The organism is Bacillus sp. COPE52, from assembly GCF_003355115.1.
GTDB lineage: Bacteria > Bacillota > Bacilli > Bacillales > Bacillaceae_G > Bacillus_A > Bacillus_A toyonensis.
Genome location: NZ_CP031292.1, coordinates 4432532 through 4453250, shown reverse-complemented (window position 1 = coordinate 4453250; position 20719 = coordinate 4432532). Strand labels below are relative to the sequence as shown.

General features: G+C 35.9%; 24 protein-coding genes and 1 pseudogene. 7 read left to right on the top strand and 18 right to left on the bottom strand.

The genetic code is table 11. From position 1 onward, the window contains the following. Positions 1-132: 132 nt before the first annotated feature. The gene (locus tag DPQ31_RS22515; protein WP_208731022.1) at positions 133-990 is read left to right on the top strand and encodes an alpha/beta fold hydrolase; all 858 of its coding nucleotides are present in this window, start codon (positions 133-135) and stop codon (positions 988-990) included. Positions 991-1112: 122 nt separating this feature from the next. Here the strand turns inward: DPQ31_RS22515 and DPQ31_RS22510 are convergent, their stop codons facing one another. The 3 genes from DPQ31_RS22510 to DPQ31_RS22500 all read right to left on the bottom strand — a co-directional run bounded on the left by DPQ31_RS22510 (position 1113) and on the right by DPQ31_RS22500 (position 3693). Further along, positions 1113-1379 carry a hypothetical protein gene (locus tag DPQ31_RS22510; protein ID WP_033665756.1) on the bottom strand — a complete coding sequence of 89 codons (267 nt, stop codon included), beginning with the start codon at positions 1377-1379 and terminating at the stop codon, positions 1113-1115. 168 nt (positions 1380-1547) lie between these two features. Beyond that, on the bottom strand, positions 1548-2237 hold the full coding sequence (locus tag DPQ31_RS22505; protein WP_002039721.1) for a response regulator transcription factor: 690 nt from the start codon (positions 2235-2237) through the stop codon (positions 1548-1550). A gap of 1 nt (position 2238) precedes the next feature. After that, a complete protein-coding gene (locus DPQ31_RS22500) occupies positions 2239-3693 on the bottom strand; it encodes a sensor histidine kinase (protein ID WP_033665776.1) in 1455 nt (484 codons plus the stop codon). A 243-nt stretch (positions 3694-3936) separates the two neighbouring features. On the opposite strand from DPQ31_RS22500, the gene DPQ31_RS22495 reads away from it, so the two are divergent. The 3 genes from DPQ31_RS22495 (at position 3937) to mscL (ending at position 6150) form a co-directional block, all read left to right on the top strand. Next, entirely contained in the window at positions 3937-4617 is a 681-nt protein-coding gene (locus DPQ31_RS22495) for an ankyrin repeat domain-containing protein (protein ID WP_087951003.1), read from the top strand. A gap of 79 nt (positions 4618-4696) precedes the next feature. Then, positions 4697-5623, top strand: coding sequence for a Gfo/Idh/MocA family protein (locus DPQ31_RS22490; protein ID WP_098711739.1), 927 nt, complete (start codon positions 4697-4699; stop codon positions 5621-5623). A gap of 128 nt (positions 5624-5751) precedes the next feature. Next, on the top strand, positions 5752-6150 hold the full coding sequence (mscL, locus tag DPQ31_RS22485) for a large-conductance mechanosensitive channel protein MscL (protein WP_199632449.1): 399 nt from the start codon (positions 5752-5754) through the stop codon (positions 6148-6150). Positions 6151-6200: 50 nt separating this feature from the next. Here mscL and DPQ31_RS22480 read toward each other — a convergent pair whose 3' ends face one another. Further along, positions 6201-6473, bottom strand: coding sequence for a DUF3917 domain-containing protein (locus DPQ31_RS22480; RefSeq protein WP_000585028.1), 273 nt, complete (start codon positions 6471-6473; stop codon positions 6201-6203). A 224-nt stretch (positions 6474-6697) separates the two neighbouring features. Here DPQ31_RS22480 and DPQ31_RS22475 point away from each other — a divergent pair, with 224 nt between their 5' ends. Continuing rightward, entirely contained in the window at positions 6698-6934 is a 237-nt protein-coding gene (locus DPQ31_RS22475) for a DUF3949 domain-containing protein (protein ID WP_098055571.1), read from the top strand. Positions 6935-6947: 13 nt separating this feature from the next. Then, positions 6948-7310 carry a DUF4288 domain-containing protein gene (locus DPQ31_RS22470; RefSeq protein ID WP_000271414.1) on the top strand — a complete coding sequence of 121 codons (363 nt, stop codon included), beginning with the start codon at positions 6948-6950 and terminating at the stop codon, positions 7308-7310. A 34-nt stretch (positions 7311-7344) separates the two neighbouring features. Here the strand turns inward: DPQ31_RS22470 and ccpA are convergent, their stop codons facing one another. The 5 genes and pseudogenes from ccpA to DPQ31_RS22445 form a co-directional block, all read right to left on the bottom strand. Continuing rightward, on the bottom strand, positions 7345-8343 hold the full coding sequence (gene ccpA / locus DPQ31_RS22465) for a catabolite control protein A (protein WP_001103299.1): 999 nt from the start codon (positions 8341-8343) through the stop codon (positions 7345-7347). 553 nt (positions 8344-8896) lie between these two features. Beyond that, positions 8897-9091, bottom strand: a pseudogene (locus DPQ31_RS22460) (chorismate mutase); the annotation flags it as partial. A gap of 121 nt (positions 9092-9212) precedes the next feature. Beyond that, positions 9213-10229 carry a CamS family sex pheromone protein gene (locus DPQ31_RS22455; protein ID WP_000738035.1) on the bottom strand — a complete coding sequence of 339 codons (1017 nt, stop codon included), beginning with the start codon at positions 10227-10229 and terminating at the stop codon, positions 9213-9215. A 117-nt stretch (positions 10230-10346) separates the two neighbouring features. Next, positions 10347-10673: a bacillithiol system redox-active protein YtxJ gene (ytxJ, locus tag DPQ31_RS22450; RefSeq protein ID WP_001057464.1), complete on the bottom strand. Its 327-nt coding sequence runs from the start codon at positions 10671-10673 to the stop codon at positions 10347-10349. Beyond that, a complete protein-coding gene (locus tag DPQ31_RS22445; RefSeq protein WP_033657337.1) occupies positions 10673-11185 on the bottom strand; it encodes a DUF948 domain-containing protein in 513 nt (170 codons plus the stop codon). Before DPQ31_RS22445 ends, ytxJ begins: the two co-directional genes overlap by 1 nt. A gap of 188 nt (positions 11186-11373) precedes the next feature. On the opposite strand from DPQ31_RS22445, the gene DPQ31_RS22440 reads away from it, so the two are divergent. Then, a complete protein-coding gene (locus DPQ31_RS22440) occupies positions 11374-12489 on the top strand; it encodes an aminopeptidase (protein ID WP_000654730.1) in 1116 nt (371 codons plus the stop codon). Positions 12490-12536: 47 nt separating this feature from the next. On the opposite strand, the gene DPQ31_RS22435 is transcribed toward DPQ31_RS22440, so the two are convergent. The 9 genes from DPQ31_RS22435 to DPQ31_RS29420 all read right to left on the bottom strand — a co-directional run. Then, a complete protein-coding gene (locus DPQ31_RS22435; protein ID WP_081339638.1) occupies positions 12537-12719 on the bottom strand; it encodes a hypothetical protein in 183 nt (60 codons plus the stop codon). After that, entirely contained in the window at positions 12716-13120 is a 405-nt protein-coding gene (locus DPQ31_RS22430; protein WP_001025038.1) for a PH domain-containing protein, read from the bottom strand. Before DPQ31_RS22430 ends, DPQ31_RS22435 begins: the two co-directional genes overlap by 4 nt. 65 nt (positions 13121-13185) lie before the next feature. Next, complete coding sequence (locus tag DPQ31_RS22425; RefSeq protein ID WP_098911640.1) at positions 13186-13689, bottom strand: GNAT family N-acetyltransferase; 504 nt, start codon at positions 13687-13689, stop codon at positions 13186-13188. After that, complete coding sequence (locus DPQ31_RS22420; protein ID WP_000494651.1) at positions 13686-14234, bottom strand: GNAT family N-acetyltransferase; 549 nt, start codon at positions 14232-14234, stop codon at positions 13686-13688. Before DPQ31_RS22420 ends, DPQ31_RS22425 begins: the two co-directional genes overlap by 4 nt. A 58-nt stretch (positions 14235-14292) precedes the next feature. Further along, on the bottom strand, positions 14293-15198 hold the full coding sequence (locus tag DPQ31_RS22415; protein ID WP_097959323.1) for a DMT family transporter: 906 nt from the start codon (positions 15196-15198) through the stop codon (positions 14293-14295). Continuing rightward, positions 15188-15601, bottom strand: coding sequence for a MerR family transcriptional regulator (locus tag DPQ31_RS22410; RefSeq protein ID WP_000276596.1), 414 nt, complete (start codon positions 15599-15601; stop codon positions 15188-15190). Before DPQ31_RS22410 ends, DPQ31_RS22415 begins: the two co-directional genes overlap by 11 nt. A 170-nt stretch (positions 15602-15771) precedes the next feature. Further along, a complete protein-coding gene (murC, locus tag DPQ31_RS22405) occupies positions 15772-17082 on the bottom strand; it encodes a UDP-N-acetylmuramate--L-alanine ligase (RefSeq protein WP_000219460.1) in 1311 nt (436 codons plus the stop codon). Between the two features lie 251 nt (positions 17083-17333). Further along, positions 17334-18452 carry a nicotinate phosphoribosyltransferase gene (locus DPQ31_RS22400; RefSeq protein ID WP_000658377.1) on the bottom strand — a complete coding sequence of 373 codons (1119 nt, stop codon included), beginning with the start codon at positions 18450-18452 and terminating at the stop codon, positions 17334-17336. A gap of 61 nt (positions 18453-18513) precedes the next feature. Further along, on the bottom strand, positions 18514-20719 hold a 2206-nt coding region (locus tag DPQ31_RS29420), incomplete at its 5' end, for a DNA translocase FtsK (protein WP_261797464.1).

Below are 20719 nucleotides of genomic sequence, written 5' to 3'. Positions count from 1 at the left end.
TTTTAATAATCGCTGATATATTTCGAGTTGCGCCGATATATTCTGATAATCGCTGATATATTTCGAGTTGCGCCGATATATTCTAATAATCGCTGATATATTTTCATTTCATAACAGCCTGGCCCAACTTTTATGAGAAAAGGTCGTGATATTATGTGGAAACGACAAATGCTCCGCACGAAACGTGGTACATTTGAACTCTTTACAAAAGGGAATGGTGAACCGCTTTGTATTACACACCATTATTCACAATTTAATGAAACTGGTGATTACTTCGCGGATGTTTTTACTGCTACGCATCGTGTATTTCTCATTAATTTACGAGATGCCGGTAGCTCTGTAACCGCCCAGTCAGAAAACGAATTAAGCATGATTGAAACAATCCACGACTTAGAAGCAATACGAGAAGCATTACAACTTCCAACATGGCATTTCGCCGGTCATTCAACAGGTGGTATGCTTGGACTTTTGTATGCGATTACATATCCGAATTCCTTACAATCATTAGTCGTAGCAGGAGCTGCAGCAAGTAACTATGCCGAAACACCATTTTGCATTTATCATCCAGAACATCCACAGTTTCATTATATGCAAGAGCTCATCGAAAACTTAAAAAGCCCTTACCTTACAAGGGAAGAACGGAAAGAACTATCTACTAAGAGAACAAAATTATCATTGTATAAACCAGAAAACTATAACTTTTATTTTTGTAGACCGATCAAAAAAACAATGTCCACCAGCCGGATGAACGCTTTCGCTCATGAATATTCTTCATTTGATTTAAGAGAGTCTTTATCTTCTATTAAAACAAAGACACTTATTATGTGCGGACGACACGATGTGCAGTGCCCAATTCAATATTCTATCGAGATGCATGAGGGTATACGTAATTCTATCTTTATTCCATTTGAGGACAGTAACCATTATCCTTTTTTAGAAGAGGCTACCCACTTTATTTCTATCACACAAGAATTTTACAAAACGTTATAACAGGGAAAATCCAGTTTTGAGTTCAGTTACTATTAAAAAAATCTAAATAAATAACATATGAATTCACAGACTAATGTACTAATAAAAGCTCAAAGTCTCTATATGACTTTGAGCTTTATTTTTTAGAAGAAAAACTTCATACTATAATAAAATAAAAGATAAAAAGAAAAAAGGACTAAACCTAAATCAATAAATACTGACTTTTTATCTCCTTCTTTTACGCTGATCGTAATACCAAACATACTTCTAACCATCCAAAAAGCCACCAAAAATAATCCACCTAAATGGTCATTTGTATAATCTTTATCATAAAACATTTGTATTGCACCAATAATTAATAAAATAAGTATGATATTAGTCCCAATCTTTAAAGCCTTGTTTGATTTAATATTCTTTCATACATCCACCAAAACCTAACACTTCCTCTCAAACCATCTTGCGTTTTATTTCTCTTTATATTTTAACACGAATTACCTAATATTCCCTTTCAAATTCAAATCATAATTGTAATACACTATTACGCATATAAAAAACCTGTCAACACTTTGACAGGTTTACTACACATTAAAACGATAACCAGCTCCCCATACCGTTTCAATATATTGCGGATGGGCAGGATCTCTTTCAATTTTTTCACGTAACTTTCTAATGTGAACGACAACAGTAGCTAAATCGCCAGCAGAATCTAATCCCCAAATACGTTCAAATAACTGTTCTTTATTTAATACTTGGTTTGGGTGCGTTACAAAGAATGTTAATAAATCAAATTCCTTCGTTGTAAACGCGATTTCTTCATTGTTTATAAAAACTTTCCTCGCTCGTTGATCGATAGAGATTCCATGAATATATAACGTATCACGTTGCTTACTTACATTTCCTGATAATCTTTCATAACGAGAAATATGTGCCTTTACCCTTGCGACTAATTCACTTGGGCTAAACGGTTTCGTTATATAATCATCCGCTCCTAATCCGAGTCCGCGAATTTTATCTATATCTTCTTTTTTAGCTGAAACAAGTAAAATCGGAATATCTTTTATAGCACGTATTTGTTTACAAATTTCGAATCCATTCATTTTCGGAAGCATAATATCTAAAATAATTAAATCATAGTCTTCTTGCAGAGCCATTTGTAAGCCTATTTCTCCAGAATGCTCTACATCAACTTGAAAATCACTAATTTCTAAATAATCTCGCTGTAATTCTGCAATACTTACTTCATCTTCTATTAGTAAGATTCTTTTCAATTTACTCACCACATTTCTCTACTTTTTCCAATGAGAAGAAAATGCTTGTGCCTTCTCTAGGCTCGCTTTCCGCCCAAATTTCTCCGCCATGTTCTTCCACAATTTGCTTCGCAATCGCTAAACCAAGTCCACTTCCACCTGTGCTAGAGTTTCGAGATTGCTCTGCACGATAAAACCGTTCAAAAATATAAGGAAGTGTATCAGATTCTATACCTGATCCATTGTCCATCACTTTCACAATAACTTTATCGTTATCACTCGATACTGTTACAGCAATTTTTTGCTCTTCTTTATCCATGTATTTCACACTATTATGAATTAAATTTGATATCACTCTATTTATCTTTTCGCAATCAGCCGTTACATATAGTGGTGATGGATGTAATTGTAAGTACACTTCTATACCTTCTTCACTTAAATCCATCTGCATCTCTTCTATTAATTCCTGCATAAACATATTTAATTCAACTGTTTCAAACTGGAATGGGACTCGATTTAAATCGAGCTTCGAAAATAAAAATAGTTCATCAATGAGTGTATCCATATGTTTTGCTTTCGTATGAATCGTTGTTAAATACTTATCCATTTTCTCCGGGGTATTTGCTACCCCGTCCTTTATTCCTTCCACATATCCGATAATAGATGTAATCGGTGTTTTCAAATCATGGGAGATGTTTGAAATGAGCTCTTTTCGATTTTCTTCATACTGCGTTTGTACTTCAATCGACTCTTTTAACTTCTTCCTCATTTCCTCAAACCCTTGATTCAATTGACCTATTTCATCATGCGATGTAACTGGAATTTGAAATTCTAAATTCCCTTCTTTAATTCTCTCCGTCGCATCTTTCAATACAAAGATTGGTTTTATCACACTTTTTGAGACGAAATAACTTACTAACCCAATGAGCAAAATGGCTAACAATAAAAGTGCTACGAACAAAATCGGAAATAATTTTTGTGTAAGATCTACAAACGAACTTTGCTTTTTTAGTACAAATATACTCCCTTCTTCATTATTTTGAAAAGAAAAATCAAATTTTACATATCGATAAAATGTATCGCCTAGTTCCGTTGTACCACGACTATTAATATTTGCTGCTTCAAATTTCGGAAGGGCTTCTGTTACGGTCGAACTTTCAAAACCCTTTGTAGCATAAGAAATGGTTTCTCCCTTTCTTACAACTATTTTCACACCTTCTTTTTCAAGTGATGCAACGAACGATTCATCTAATAGTTGATATTGATGTTGCTTTGCCGCTCCTTTCAATTCAAGATACGCATTCTCTTCTTCTGGAGTCAGCGGCTTTTGAATATAAGAACTTTTATAAAAATTTTTCACTGCTTCCAAGTCACCTGTTATGGAAAATACAATTAAAAATCCCGCAACTAAAATAAGCGTAATGGAGACGAGAATAACAGCGATATAAGAAAATAAAAACCTTGTTTTAATAGACATCATTTACAGCCTCACTTTATCACTCTATTTGTGGACAGTAAGACTTCCACCTCAAAATTCAGTTGAAACAAAAAGTTAGGTGCAAGTCGGGCTACCCGTAAACGCCCGATTGATTCAAACTTCATATTCATAAGCATAAAAATATATGTTCAATTACTCAAGCGATTTTATAGTAATTTTAGCGTCAGTTTATAAAAATTTAATGTTCTTATTTTACAGTTGAAATTAGGAGGTTGAAATTCCATGTTCAAAAAAACATTAAGCATGATATGTTGTGTAATTTTTTTACAAGGATGCTCGCAAGAACAAGAAGTAAAAAAGGAGATGACAAACATGGAGACTGCACTACTAGCAGCTACTGACAAAAACGAAACGAACACTGTTATATCTTTATTAAAACAAGGAGCAAATATAAATGCAACGGATAGTCAAGGACGCACCCCGCTTATGATTGCCACATACAAAAATGATATAAAGACCGCGAAAGCTCTTATCGATGCTGGCGCCGATGTAAATATCCAAGATAATATAAAAAACAATCCATTTCTATACGCCGGTGCGGAAGGTTACTTAGACATTTTAAAACTAACAATTGATGCTGGTGCGGATCCAGCACTTACGAATCGTTACGGTGGAACAGCTCTTATCCCAGCCTCAGAACATGGCTATATTACTGTTATAAAAGAACTCCTCACGCGAACAAATATCGATGTAAACCATGTCAATAATCTCGGATGGACAGCTTTAATGGAAGCTATCGTACTAAGTGACGGCGATGAAACACAACAACAAGTCATTCGCCTACTCATTGAACACGGCGCAGATGTAAACATTCCCGATAATGATGGTGTCACCCCACTAGAGCATGCTCGTGCTCATAATTTTGAAGAGATAGAGAAGATTCTAGTAGAAGGACGTAAGTAAAAAGCTAACCTTTGCCTTCCTCCCCCGCCCTATGCTACATTTAACCCGTTACATCAATATTGATAGGGTGGGAATACAAATGAATAAACCTAAAATTGGGATGATTGGACTTGGAAGTATTGCACAAAAGGCATATCTTCCAACACTTACAAAAGAATTAGATTGGCACTTTGTTGGGGCGTTTACACCTAACGCGGAAAAAAGAAAACAAATTTGTCAGCAATATCGGATTCAAGACTTTCATTCTATTGAAACGTTAGCTTCAGAATGTGATGCAGTTTTCGTTCATAGTTCCACTGCTACACATTATGAAATCGTTTCTACACTTCTTGAAAAAGGAATCGATGTTTATGTAGATAAGCCGTTAGCAGCTACAGTAGAACAAGCTGAAAAACTAGTCGAATTGAGCGAAAAGTACAATCGAAAGTTAATGGTCGGATTTAACCGCCGCTTCGTTCCTATGTACGTTGCTGCAAAAGAACAAGCTAATACTATTTCATGGATTCGAATTGAAAAACACCGTACAAATAAAGTTGGGCCAAATACGTACGACTTTACTATGTTAGATGATTACTTACATATTGTAGATACTGCTCGTTGGTTAGCTAATGATGACCTTAACGTCGTTCATAATATGATGCAAATAAATGAAAAAAATGAACTTCTTTACGGCCATCATACATATACAACAACAAACGGACTATTACTTTCAACAGCGATGCACCGCCACGCTGGTACAAATTTAGAACAAATTGAACTTGTAACAGCAGGAAAAATCATTCGCGTAAAAAATATGAATACATTTGAAATTGAAGAGGAAAATTCCGTTTCACAAAGCGGTTCTCCCTCATGGGAAACGACGTTAAAGCAGCGTGGTTTTGAAGATGCTGTTCATCATTTTATTGAATGTGTACACGGAGATACGAAGCCTGTTGTAGATGGATTGGAAGGATTAAAAACGCAACAAATGCTACAAACTCTACTTGACGATGTAAATAAAAATTAAAACGGATACATTTTTCAGAATTTACTTTCATTCCCATTTCCCCTTTATTTCTCTCGTAAATTTCTATAGAATATGTTGATAGGAATTATAAATTTCATAATGAAACGTGGAAAGGATGGGATTAACACATGTGGAACGAGTTTAAAAAGTTCGCTTTCAAAGGGAATGTAATTGATTTAGCTGTCGGGGTTGTAATCGGTGCTGCATTCGGTAAAATCGTTAGTTCTTTAGTAAAAGATATCATCACACCATTACTTGGTATGGTATTAGGTGGCGTTGACTTTACAGATTTAAAAATCACATTTGGTAAGTCATCTATTATGTATGGTAACTTCATACAAACAATTTTTGACTTCTTAATTATTGCAGCTGCTATCTTTATGTTTGTTAAAGTATTCAACAAACTAACTTCTAAAAGAGAAGAAGAAAAAGAGGAAGAAATTCCAGAACCAACAAAAGAAGAAGTTCTTCTTAGCGAAATTCGCGACTTATTAAAACAACAAAACTCTTCTAAAGATAGAGCATAATTGAACGGATAAAAAGGCATGCCCCTCTCGGGACATGCCTTTTTTATATGTTATAACGTTTCCGAATTCATATGAATAAATAAAATAATACCAGCAACCATAAGTACCATAATACTACCTGCAAATAGTGTAATACCGATGAACATTAAACTTGTGCTCATGTCCACTGATACACTTTCAGTAAAAATAGAAATTACATACGTGATAAGGGCAATTCCTGCAAGAATACTTCCTGGAACAAATCGCTTTAAGCCATTTTGTTTTAACGTCATATATGCAAAAAAAGCAGTCGTGCAAAGCGTAATTATCCAAAGAATGATCATCTTTTCTCCCCCCTCACAAACCTTTTCTTTCTATTATACATGACATTGCCCTATAATAGTTGAATTTGCACTTATGTGACATATAACAAGGGATCCTATTCTATATTATAGCCTAGAATAACATTGCAGAAAGAAAATCGATTTCGTTACAAATAAATGGTTGTTTTTCCCTTTTGTTGATATAATTGTTATATAGAAATATTCTTTGTAAGGGAGTGTTCATAATGATATGGATTTCACTAATCGTATTAGCCTATTTTATCATTCTCGTCCCAATACAGTATAACTACATTAAGATGTTCAAAGAAAAACAGCAAAAAATGAATGTCGCACAAAATGAACTATACGACAAAATATCTTATGAAGAATCCCAAGTACATTACCATTATCAAAGTAACGTATTTACAATACCAGCTTCACTTGTAGCAAGTATTGTTTATAAAGTGAAACATTCGGCATGAGGAGATTTCCCAAATGTACGCTGTAAAATTATTGTTTGAATCTGTTCATTCAGGTGAGCCTAATCCTAGTAAGATAGATGAGCATTATGAAGAGAATCACGATACGCTTTTTGAAGAAAGTATCATTCTCGTTAAAGCGAACAGTTTAGAGGAAGCTCATGATCTAGGGAAAAAGATCGCTATACAATCAGAAGATACGTACGATAATGTATACGATCAACAAGTAACATGGAAGTTTCAAAAAGTACTTCATGTTTTTGAGTTAGATGAAACGCCATTTGAGACAGGAAAAGAATTGTACGCAAGATTTTTACACGTTAAGAAAAATGAAACTGTAGATACAGTAGTTAAAAAATACTATCCTGAATACGAATAAAAGCTCACAGCAATTGCTGTGAGCTTTTTTATACTTACTTCGTTGAATCTCTAAATTGGATACGGTGAGGTAAGATAACAGTGTGATCTTCCACTTTTTCTTTGTTCATATACTTTGTTAATAAACGCATTGCTACTGCACCGATATCATACATTGGCTGTACAACTGTTGAAAGCTGCGGGCGTACCATTAGTGCAAGGCGTGTATTATCGAAACCAAGTACTTCTATATCAGTTGGTACGTTTAATCCAGCATCTTGAGCTGCGTGGATTACACCTAGTGCCATTTCATCAGAAGATACGAAGATAGCTGTTGGCTTTTCATCCATACTCCAAAGCTTTTCGAATGCTTCGATACCTGAATCATATGTGTAATCTCCATCGATTACAAGATTTTCATCATATGAAATACTTGCTTCTTCTAAAGCTTTTTTATAACCTTGTAACTTTTTAGCGCTTCCCGCTTTATCAATGAAAGGACCAGAGACGAAACCAATACGTTTATGTCCTTGCTCAATAAAGTGCTTCATTGCATCGTAAGCTGCTTGTGTATAATCAATATTTACTGATGGCGTTTCATTTTGCTCATCAAATGATGCTGCTAATACAATCGGTACTGGAGACTTTTTAAATTCTTCAATGTGAATGTCTGTAATATCTTCACCCATGAAAACAATTCCGTCTACTTGTTTTCCAAGCATCGTATTTAATAAATGGAACTCTTTCTCTTTGTTTTGGTCAGAGTTACTTAAAATGATGTTATATTTGTACATTGTTGCGATATCTTCAATTCCACGAGCAAGTTCTGCATAAAACGTATTTGAGATATCAGGAATAATAACACCCACTGTAGTTGTCTTCTTACTTGCTAGTCCACGTGCTACCGCATTTGGGCGGTATCCTAAACGATCAATTGCTTCTAATACTTTCTTTCTTGTTGTAGGCTTTACATTTGGGTTACCGTTCACAACACGAGATACGGTAGCCATTGAAACGTTCGCTTCGCGCGCTACATCATAGATTGTTACGTTCATCTCATCGCACACTCCTTCTATTTTTGTTATCTATTTTTATGTATCGGTTACTTGAATGAAAAAAAGACATCAACTCTATTTGCAGATGCCACCAATCGTCCCGAGTTCTTCCTTTTACTAATGATACGATAAAAACGCAGGCTCATACAATATTTTCCCGCAAAAGTTTCGAAAAAATTCGCTTCTTTTCTCGTATTTTCGTATTTTTTATGAAAAAAAGGGTATTTTTTGTAAAAATATAGATGTTTCATAAGTAGAAACCTTATTTTAAACCGTACGATAGTAAATGAAATTGATATGAGCGATTTTTCAAATATATTGACCACAACTCAAATTATATGAGCGATTTTTCGCATATATCGATTGCAACTCAAATTATATGAACAATTTTTTAAACATATCGATTTACCAACAAAAATCGAACACAACAGGCACTATATAATAGAGAGGAAACTGTTCCAAAATGTTTTTTGGAATGCTTATTTCTTTTTTGTGATTTACTTCCAAATACTTTTAATTCTTTCATAAAGTCATTGAACTGTGAGATATTCATTCACTGCGCTGCATCTGCACAAATTGCCATCGCTGCTTTTGCAGCTGGTGGCAGAAGGTCACGTTGCCCTGTAGAATGCGTAACATCGACAACGATAGGTAAATGTGTTTCTTTCTTTAAAATCGATACAGCGGAGATATTAAGCGTATTACACGTCGCTCTTTCATACGTGCGAATACCTTGTTCACATAAAGGCAATTTATTATAGCTGGTACACATTCAATTATCACACGATATACCGCAATGAATTACTATAAAAAAACATCGAACATTTTCACTCACAATAAAAAAAGACAGTTTAAAACTGTCTTTTTTTTTACAAGAAGGAAACAAACGGTTTATCGCTGTTTTTCTCTTTTACAATAACTGCCTCGATTTTACTCTCGGACTTTATTTGTAATTGTACTTTCGCATCTTTAGGCAATTTCTCTAACATACCTTGAGCGGCCATTTGAGTAAGAGCCATTAATTCTGTTTTACCATTATATTTAATAACAATATTCATATTTAATGTATCCATTTGATTTTTCTTATAAGTAACTTTAGCATTAACTGGGATAAAATCTCCAGGAGAAAACTCTTTTATTGCCTTACCAAATTCACTTATTTTTGTATTATCTTCCCCATGTGCTTGTGTAAATTCATCAGAAGGATATGAATACGCTTTTTCATCGATTGTATTCCAACTTCCAAGGTTCGTATCATTTTTTTGAACGGTAGCACTAGCAATATACGTACCATTTTTTAACGAACTTGTACTTTCTTGTTTAAAAATAGCAAACGTAATTGGAGATTTGTTATATTTATCATTTTTATTAATAGCTTCTATAAGTTGTTTAGCAACTTCTGTACCTTTAGAAATGGCTTCTTCATTTGATACACTTGTAGACATAGATAAACCAATCATGACACCAGATAAACTTAATTCATTTGAATTCTGTTTCCCGAAATAGTCTTGTTCTATAATATTCGTTAAAACTGGTGCTTCTACTTTCGCGACTAGTTCATCAATTAACTTCTCTGGAATATACTGATTTAATTGTAATACGTGATTTTCTGTATCAAATTGTTGCATTGCAATATTCATTAAACCATTTTCATACTCTGCTAAATCTAATTTAGAATTTGTTTTTATATTAGCTGTATTAATAACCTTTTGTTCTTTTAAAGGAATAACAGTTCTATAATAATCCTTAGAAACAGCAGTTCTCGGAATCATACTTTTTTCTTTTGTATCTTTTTGTATAACTTCATCCTTCTTGCTAATCGTATTATTACTACAAGCTCCCAGTAATAAGCTTACGACTGCGAAGGATAATGCCATTTTCTTCATTACTTAAAACCCACTTTCAACAATCTAATTATTTAGTTTGAACTATTCATAGTGTACCATTAAATATATTTCAACAAAAACAAAAAAAAGAAGCAAGCACCTTTAGCTTGCTTCTTTTTACTTTATATTCTCTTCTAAAGCATCTTTTTTAATATTCCAATGAGAAGTATTCCATACTACTAGCCCATCTTTTATGTATAACACTTGTGGTGATTCGTGCTTAATACTGTACTGTTCTGCAACACGATTCGAAACATCTCTCGCATCTTGCACGTATAAGTAATACGCTGGTACTTCTCTTTCTTCATTGCAGTACGCTTGAAACTCTGTGTATGCACCATGACTAATCGGGCATGTCGTACTATGTTTAAAAAGAACATAAGGCTCGTTCTTTTCTACTAAGACTTCAAGCTCTTCAATTGTTTCAAGTTTTGTCATATTCATCAAGATTCACCTCTCATACGAAATCTAGAGCGCTTCTCGTTCTTTTCAGCTTTTTTCTCAATTTTTTCTAATTTACGCTCTTCTTTTTCAACCTTCTTCTCTTGTCTCGATGCACGGTAATGATTGTATACTTCAATCGCTGCACTACTCCACTGTACAACTTGCGCTACTTTATCTGCATTATTTTCAATTTCGTCCGTAACAGACTCTGATACATTACGAAGTTTCGTATTTAAAGAATGGATTGTTGTTCCAATTCCATCTACACCTGCTACCACTTTATTTAATGATTGCGACTTCTGTTGAATATCATCAGCTAACGCATTTGTTTTATGTAATAATTGCTCCGTCTCTACGCTAATTCCTTGCATTTGCTTTTCTAAACCTTCTAACGTGCTCGCAACGTTTTCTAACGTCTTCTGAACCGATAACAACGTTCTACATACATACACTACTAATACGGCAAAAGCAACCGCGATAATAGCCGCACTTACATATAAAAGAACTTGCATTTCATCACTTCCTTTATCTTTTTTCATACTTTATCCTATTATACAATCATTTTCCGTTTCATTCTAATCCCTATCTTTTCATTAGAATTTTCATACTTATTCGTTAACTTTAACATAAATGATTCAACAAATTCCACTAAGTAGGTTACAATAAGAAAGGATACATAATTAGTAGGGAGGCTTTACATATGAAAGATCCACGCATTGAAAAGTTAGCATACAATTTAATTAACTACTCTATTCGCTTACAAAAAGGCGAGAAAGTATTAATTGAAAACTTTGGCTTACAAAAAGAACTTGTAACTGCACTTGTAAAAGAAGCATATGCAGCTGGTGGTTTCCCATTCGTTTCTTTAAAAGATCATCAAGTAGATCGCTCTTTATTAATGGGTGCTACTGAAGAACATTTTGAACAAATCGCCGCATATGAAGCGAGCGTAATGAAAGATATGGACGCTTATATCGGGCTTCGCTCTGGCGACAACATTAACGAACAAGCTGACGTTCCAAGTGAGCGCATGAAAGTTCACGGTCAAACAGTTGGTAAAAAAGTTCATAGAGACATCCGTGTTCCGAAAACACGCTGGGTTGTTCTTCGCTACCCAAATGCTTCTATGGCACAGCTTGCTAAAATGAGCACAGAAGCTTTCGAAGACTTCTACTTCGAAGTATGTAACTTAGACTACGGTAAAATGGATAAGGCGATGGATAGCCTTGTTACATTAATGAATAAAACAGATAAAGTTCGCCTAACTGGTCCTGGAACTGACTTAACATTCTCTATTAAAGACATTCCAGCTATTAAATGCTCAGGTCATTTAAACATTCCAGACGGTGAAGTATACTCTGCACCAGTTCGTGATTCTGTTAACGGTACAGTTTCTTACAACACACCATCTCCTTACAACGGTTATACATTTGAAAATGTACAACTTAAGTTTGAGAACGGCCAAATCGTTGAAGCAACTGCAAACGATTCAGAGCGCATTAACAAAATCTTTGATACAGACGAAGGTGCACGCTACGTTGGTGAATTCGCAATTGGCGTAAACCCATACATCTTACATCCAATGGGAGACATCCTATTCGATGAAAAAATCGATGGCAGCTTCCATTTCACTCCTGGACAGGCTTACGACGATGCATGGAACGGCAACAACTCTAACATCCACTGGGATTTAGTATGCATCCAGCGCCCTGAATATGGCGGCGGCGAAATTTACTTCGACGACGTACTAATCCGTAAAGACGGACGCTTCGTTGTATCTGAACTAGAAGCTTTAAACCCAGAGAACTTAAAATAATAACAAAAACGCTCGGGATTTTATCCGAGCGTTTTTTTATCTTCACTCTATATTGAGCTACTTTTCTCGCTTTTTGTTTGCTGGAAGTGAAAATAATACAAAAGCGCCACTGCAATAGTACCAATCAATATCGGAACATATAAAGGCAGATCCCATTTCATATATACTCTAGTGCAGCCAACAATCACGAACAAAATTTCCAAGCAAAACAAAGGTTTTACATATTTCATTTCTTCCCTACCATTTCTATTTTCACATTCGGATTTTCTTTTTCTACAAGTGATACAAACTGCGTCATATCTTGCGGCATCGCAATCATATGTACTTTGTATGCATTCGTCGTAATTTCAAGGGACTTTCCAACTTGACGAATTATTCTTATCTCTTTCAATACGATATCATCATTTAAAATACCGTACTTTAGCACGCCATTTTCTACTTTATGTTTTTTAATAAATACTTCCCAAACGAGTGGTACATTTACAATAAAGCATAAACCCATCCCAATTAATGCTGACATCCACTGCTCTTTATTTGCGAAAAGCATGACAAGTGGATATACGAACATAAAAACTAACGTGAGACAAACGAAAATTACTACCGACTTACTTCTTTGAATCGGAATATTCATACACGCACCCCCTAACTTAAATTATAACATTTTTTTCCATTTTAGTTCATAAAAAAAGGCCATTTCTACATGACCTTTTTCACAATGTACCTATAAAATTTCTTATCTACCTGTAACACTGGAAAGTTTTTCGGCAACTCGTCTATACTCACACTTTGAAAACCATTCTTTTCATAAAAACGATGTGCAGCTAAAAATTTCACTGTTGTTCCTAAGTAAATATCCTTCAATTTTTTATCCTCAGCCCATGAAATTGCTTTTTGAAGCAACATATGTGAGGCGCCCCATTCTTTTCCACGAAACTCTTTTTGTACGAACATTTTTCTTAGCGCTACTTGATGATTCTCAATATCTAATAAAGCTACTGTTCCAACTACTTTACCATCATAAATTGCTATCCAAAAGTTTCCGTGATCCTTTTGATAGAATGTTTCTATTTCAAGTAAATCAGGTTGCTCTTCTTTCGTAATGGGAACATTATACTCTTTTTGCTGAATATGAACGATAAGATCTACTACTTCCTCTTGAAACGTACTTTCATACGGAATAATACGAATCTTCTCGTTCATCGAATATCCTTCCATTCTGAAGCTAGTAAACTATATACAGCGATATCATGAAAATGATCATATATCCATTCATCATCTCTTAAAATACCATCTAATGTAAACCCTAAACGTTCTGGAATCGCGCGGCTTTTCACATTTTCAACACCGCACCTGATTTCAACTTTATTCAGCTTTAAATTTTCAAATGCATAATGAAGTACAGCCTTTACGCTACGCGTCATAATGCCTTTCCCACCAGCATCTTCTGTAAGATAATATCCAAGACTCGTCGCTTTCTTCCCCCAGCTTACCGGATGAATTCCTACCATTCCAACGAGCTTTCCTTTGTAACGTATACCACTTTCAAAACCGTTTCCCTCTGCAAATTTCTTTAACCACATCGGAAAAATCTCATCATAAGCATCAGCAGATTTCGTTCCATCTACCCAAGGGAGCCATCTTCTTAAATGGTTACGATTTTGATCTAATAATTCATATAATTCCTCTTTATGATGTTTTTCTAGTAATTGTAGTTCGATTTCGTCATCTACTCGGAGTGTGAACATGTTTTTTAGTCCCCTTTTTATTTTTTCTTATTATTCTAACATCTCAAAATAAATAATGTTAAATATTCACACTTTCTTTTGATTTTATTTGTATAAAACCGGAAGAATACAATACTCCCGTAACAACTAATATCATCCCTATACATTGTGCGGGTGTTATATTTACTCCTTCTATAAAAGAAATAAGCATTGTAACAACAGGCACTAAATTAAAAAATAAAGATGTTCTCGCTGCACCAATTTGAGCGATTCCATTATTCCACCATAAGTAACCGAGCACACTCATTCCCATTGCCATGAAGAGAATCGCTCCCCAAGCTAATAAAGGAACCTCCGAAACGGGTACTATACTTTTTTGCGTGGAAGATATCATAATAAAGGCAAGCGCACCAATCGTCATCGTATATGTCGTCGTTTGTATTGGGCTACCAGCTTTAATAAATCTTCTACCTAGTACACCGTATAACGCCCAACAAATATTCCCTAGTATAATATAAAAATCCCCTTTAGAAAATGATAAATGTTGTAGTGCGGTAAACGAGCCTTGTGTAAGCACAAAAACAACACCAAGTAGCGCAAGTAACATTCCAATTACTTGGCTCTTCACTATTTTCTCTCGTAAAATGACACTTGCTAATAACGTCGTAACGAGCGGATTTGTCGACATAATAAGTGCACCATTCATAGCTTCTGTATATTTCATTCCTAAAAAGAAAAAGAAGTTAAAGCCGAATACACCAACTATACCAAGCAAAAGGTAATAAGCCCTATTCTGTCTCCATACTTCCCACTCAAAATCTTTTCGTATTTTTAATAGACATAACATCACAAGTGCAGCAATTCCAAAGCGCCATGCCGCTATATGAATCGCTTCGAAATACTGCACCGCATATTTCGAAGCGTTAAATGTCCCACCAGTAAATATCGCAAATCCTAACAGCTGCGCATATACTTTATTCTTCATTGTCAGCCTCCGAGTTTTTCTCTTCTAAAAAACCGTAATAAATTTCTAATTTCTCTTCTGTTAGTTGAACTACTTTTTGCAATTGTTCCTGTTGTTCTTTTAACCGCTCTAAGTGAGTTGTTAAAATTAAAATTCTCTTTTTTACTTTCGTAGGTACTTCCTCTTTCCGCTGCTTGATTTCCTCTATAATACATCCATCACTTGCAAACTCAGCGATTTCTTCTAATGACATTCCAGTTTGCTTTAATGAATATAAGAATTTTAATAGACGCACATCACCTTCTGTATACTGACGAATGCCGCTATTTCGCGTTGGTGGTGGTAATAAACCTAACTTCTCATAATAGCGCAAAGTATGAATCCCCATCCCTGTTAACTCTGCTACTTCACCGATTTTATACATGTTCTCTCCCCCTTGTTTTTACATATTTATCTTACAACCTAGAGTTAACTCTAGGTCAATACGCAAATAAAATGAAACTTTAATCAGTGGGAGTTTTACTGCCCACAAATAGCGGGATAAAATATGAACACAACAAAAAAGACGCACAGCCAAGCTATGCGTCTTTTCTATTACTTCTCTGCAACTTGAACTTCTTTTACGTAAGCTGCTTCGAATTTTTGGATGTCTCCTGCGCCCATGAAAATTAGAACGCCGTTTTTATGTTTCTTTAATACATCCGTTGTTGTATCTGTAATTAGTTCTGCACCGTCAATACGCTTTTGCAGATCTTCGATTGTTAAGTCACCTTTGTTTTCACGTGCTGATCCGAAAATATCACATAAGTATACTTGGTCAGCTTTGCTTAGGCTTTCTGCGAACTCATCTAAGAACTTTTCTGTACGTGAGAATGTATGTGGCTGGAATACAGCGACAACTTCACGCTCTGGGTGTTTTTGACGAGCAGCTTCAATCGTTGCGTTAATTTCTGTCGGATGGTGTGCGTAGTCATCGATGATAACTTGCTCTCCCATCGGCTTTTCATTAAAGCGACGTTTTACGCCTTCAAAAGTTGTTAATTGATGTTTAACTGCTTCTACATCAACATTTTCGTAATGGCAAAGCGCAATTACTGCTAATGCATTTAATACACTGTGGTTGCCGTATCCTGTAATTTTGAACGTGTCATAGTACGTATTACGAACGAATACATCGAATATTGTACCATCTGTTCTCTTTTGAATGTTACGTGCTTGGAAATCATTATCTTCTCCAAATCCATAGAAAATAACAGGTACTTTCGCTTGAATTTTTTGAAGTTCTTCATCATCACCACATGCAATAATACCCTTTTTCACTTGCAATGCCATCTCTTGGAATGCACCAAATACATCATTGATGTCTGCAAAATAATCTGGATGATCAAAATCAATATTTGTCATAATTGCATAGTCTGGATTGTAAGACAAGAAATGACGACGATACTCACAAGCTTCAAATACAAAATACTTACTATTTTCTACCCCATGCCCAGTTCCATCGCCAATAAGGTAAGATGTCGGGTGTGCACCTTGCATTACATGGGCTAACAAACCTGTTGTTGATGTTTTTCCATGTGCACCAGTTACAGCAACACTTGTGTATTGGTTCATAAGGTCACCTAAAAAGTGGTGGTAACGATGTACTGGGATGTTTAATTCTTTCGCTGCTACGATTTCTTCATGCGTATCAGGGAATGCATTTCCTGCAATAATCACTTGTCCTTCTTTAACATTATTTTTATCAAAAGGAAGGATTGAGATATTACGCTTTTCCAACGCTGTTTGTGTAAAGAAACGCTTTTCATAATCAGACCCTTGAACAGTATGCTTCATGTCATGAAGAATTTGTGCTAATGAACTCATTCCTGTTCCTTTAATTCCTACAAAATGGTAAACTGTCATCTTAAAGAACCTCCAACATTTCGAACTAATACAACGGCCTATCTATAAGACAGTATATGAATCTTTTCTTATTTTGGTAATCATCATACATTTTGATGTAGTGAAGTTATTCTTTCTCTTCACTTATCAGGATAAACTCGTACGTACTTCTTTGTATGCCCATATCAAGTCCATTATAGCAAAAAAGAAGCCGCTATACTATGATAACAGAAAAACTGATAGGGTCAATCACCTATCAGTTTTCCTCTCTTTTACATATCTTCTCTTGTTTCTAATTGAACACGCTCTAGACGTGGGTTTGGACGATATTTACGGCCAGCTTTCGCTTCTGGTTTTCCATTTAATTCTACGTTATCACCAGTAAAGCCAATATTCATTTTTAATAAGCTACTTCCTACCCCGTATATATCCACAGGCACGTTTTGAGCTTCAAATTCACGAATACGCTTCTCATCAAATCCACCAGTTACAACGATGTCTACATGCTGGAATCCTTCCTCATCAAGTGCTTTACGAAGTGCAAATACAAGCGATGGGTTTACACCACGTGGATCGAATGTTCCAAGTACTTCTGGGTGACGAATGAAGTATTGATCAATCATTGTACGAGACGTATCGACACGCACACCTTTTAATGTTGATCCAAATTCACGCGCTACGCGAAGTGCATCTGTAATGACATCATTATTGTAATCAATTAATACAACTAATTCATCTTCTGGGAATTTCTTATGATATGCTTTTGCGGCTTCCACAACATCACCATTAAACATTTGAATTAATGCGTGAGGCATCGTCCCCATACCACTTCTGCCCCACCATTCATTCATCGCATGCGTCGCTTGTGCGCTCATACCTCCGATGTATGCTGCATAACCGTCACCAGCTTGTTGTGTATAATGATCGTCACGGTCTCCCATGAAAATAACTGGTTTTTCTTTATCTACACTACGTGCAGCTTGGACAACGTTATATACGTTTGTCGCAACCGATGTACGACGAGCTAAAATCCCATCAATGACACCTTCTAAAAATCCGAAATTTTCATAAGGACCATGAATTGTTAACACTGTTTCAAATGGACTAATATTATCGCCATCTTTTAAAGAGTTAATTTCAAGTTCCTCAGGATTTTTAGCGAATGTTTGCAGCAATGCAATTACTTCATCTGTTCCGCAAAGAACTGCATTTTCCTTTTGGAAAAATTGCATCGTTACAATACTTTTCGGGCGAAATTCTTCAATGATTTCTCTAGTCTTTAAAAAGTAAACGGCAGAGAACCAACCTTCTCCAACACGTTCGTCAAATTTAAATGTTCTATTTGTTAGTCTATTTATTTCACCTTTTAATTTTAATTCAATTTCTTTCATGTCGCTTTACTCCCTACTTTACTATCCAACATTTTCTCTTAGTATACAGCAAAACCGTTTACTATATATTTGTTTCCTGCATAGCAGCGAATTCATCCTCAGAAATAAGGACATCTCTCGGTTTCGTTCCTCTTCCTTCAGAAATAATCCCTTGCGATTCCATCTCTTCAATGAGACGTGCCGCGCGATTATAACCGATGCGGAATTTTCGCTGTACAGAAGATGTGGACGCTCCCCCTTGTTCTACAACAAATTGACATGCATCTAAAAATAGTTCATCTTCCGACTCACTCTGTTCTGATTTTGCTAATAAATCCTCTTGCTTAAATAAGTAATTCGGCTTCATTTGCTTTTTCACATGATCAACTGTTTTTTCAATCTCATCATCCGATACATATACACCTTGTACACGAACTGGCTTAGATGTACCGTTCCCTAAGAATAACATATCACCACGGCCAAGTAATTTTTCCGCGCCACCAATATCGATAATCGTACGCGAATCAACTTGAGATGATACAGTAAACGCAATACGCGTTGGAATATTTGATTTAATTAAACCTGTAATAACATCTACCGATGGACGCTGCGTCGCAACTAATAAGTGAATACCACAAGCACGAGCTTTTTGGGCAATACGACAAATCGCCTCCTCAACATCACCAGGTGCCACCATCATTAAATCAGCTAACTCGTCAATGACGATAACAATGTAAGGCAATGTCTCACCCGGAATTTCTCGCTCGCTTACAATCGTATTATAACGCGTTAAATCACGAGCACCAGCATGCGCGAACAATTCATAACGGCGTTCCATCTCTTCAACTGCCCACTTTAATGCAGCAGTAGCTGCTTTTACATCCGTAATAACAGGTGCTACAAGATGCGGAACAGAATTATATGGTGCAAGCTCAACCATCTTCGGATCAATTAGTATTAACTTCACTTCATGTGGCTTCGCTTTATATAAAATACTCGTTAAAATTGCGTTAATACACACACTTTTACCAGAACCCGTTGCACCCGCAATAAGTCCGTGTGGCATTTTTCGAATATCCGTTACAATTGGATCACCAGAAATATCAAGTCCAAGCGCAACAGTAAGTGGTGATTCACTCTTTGTAAACACAGGACTTCTTAAAATTTCACGAAGAAATACTGGCTTACTTTCTTTATTTGGAACTTCAATTCCAATCGCACTCTTCCCTGGAATTGGTGCTTCAATACGAATATCTTTCGCAGCTAAACTCAGCTTAATATCATCACTTAAGTTTGTAATTTTATTTACTTTCACACCTGGATCTGGCTGTACTTCAAAACGAGTTACTGCCGGCCCTTGCGATACATTAATAACATGTGCTCCAACATGGAAATTATTAAACGTTGTATCTAACAATTCTTTTTGCTCTTCCAACCATTCCGTATTATCTAACGCTGACTGTTGCGGGATTGACAATAATGCTAATGGCGGAACGGTATATGTTGGTGGTGTTTGTAATACATTTCGCATATCGTTCTCTCTTTGATTTACAACATATGCTTTCTCTTGTGGTTCTGTACTTGAACTTGGCTTTTGTACTTGCCCTGCAACCATTTGTTGTACTGGTCTTTCTTCCACTCGTGATTCTACTACCATTTGTTGCACTGGTTGTTCTTCCATTCGTGATTCTACTACCATTTGTTGCGCTGGTTGTTCTTCCACTTGTGGTTCTACTACCACTTGCTGCATTGGCTTTTCTTCCACTTGTGGCTCTACTACCACTTGCTGCATTGGCTTTTCTTCCACTTGTGGTTCTACTACCACTTGCTGCATTGGTTTCTCTTCCACTTGTGGTTCTACTACCATTTGTTGCGTTGGTTGTTCTTCTAATTGGTGTACAGGCTTATTCTCTACTCGCTCACTCATAGAAGATTGCATTGCACTCGTTCTAGCCGCATGTCTTTCCATTAATCGCGTTCTGTCTTGTTTCAACATAACAACATTAAATGGTACATGACGCTTTTTCTCACGTTTTGGCTCTTCTTTTTGCACAATTGGTTGTTCTTTAGCGACTGGCCCTTCTTCTACAACTGGTTGTTCTTCAGCGACTGGCCCTTCTTCTACAACTGGTTGTTCTTCAGCGGCTGGCCCTTCTTCTGCAACTGGTTGTTCTTCAGCGACTGGCCCTTCTTCTACAACTGGTTGTTCTTCAGCGACTGGCCCTTCTTCTACAACTGGTTGTTCTTCAGCGACTGGCCCTTCTTCTACAACTGGTTGTTCTTCAGCG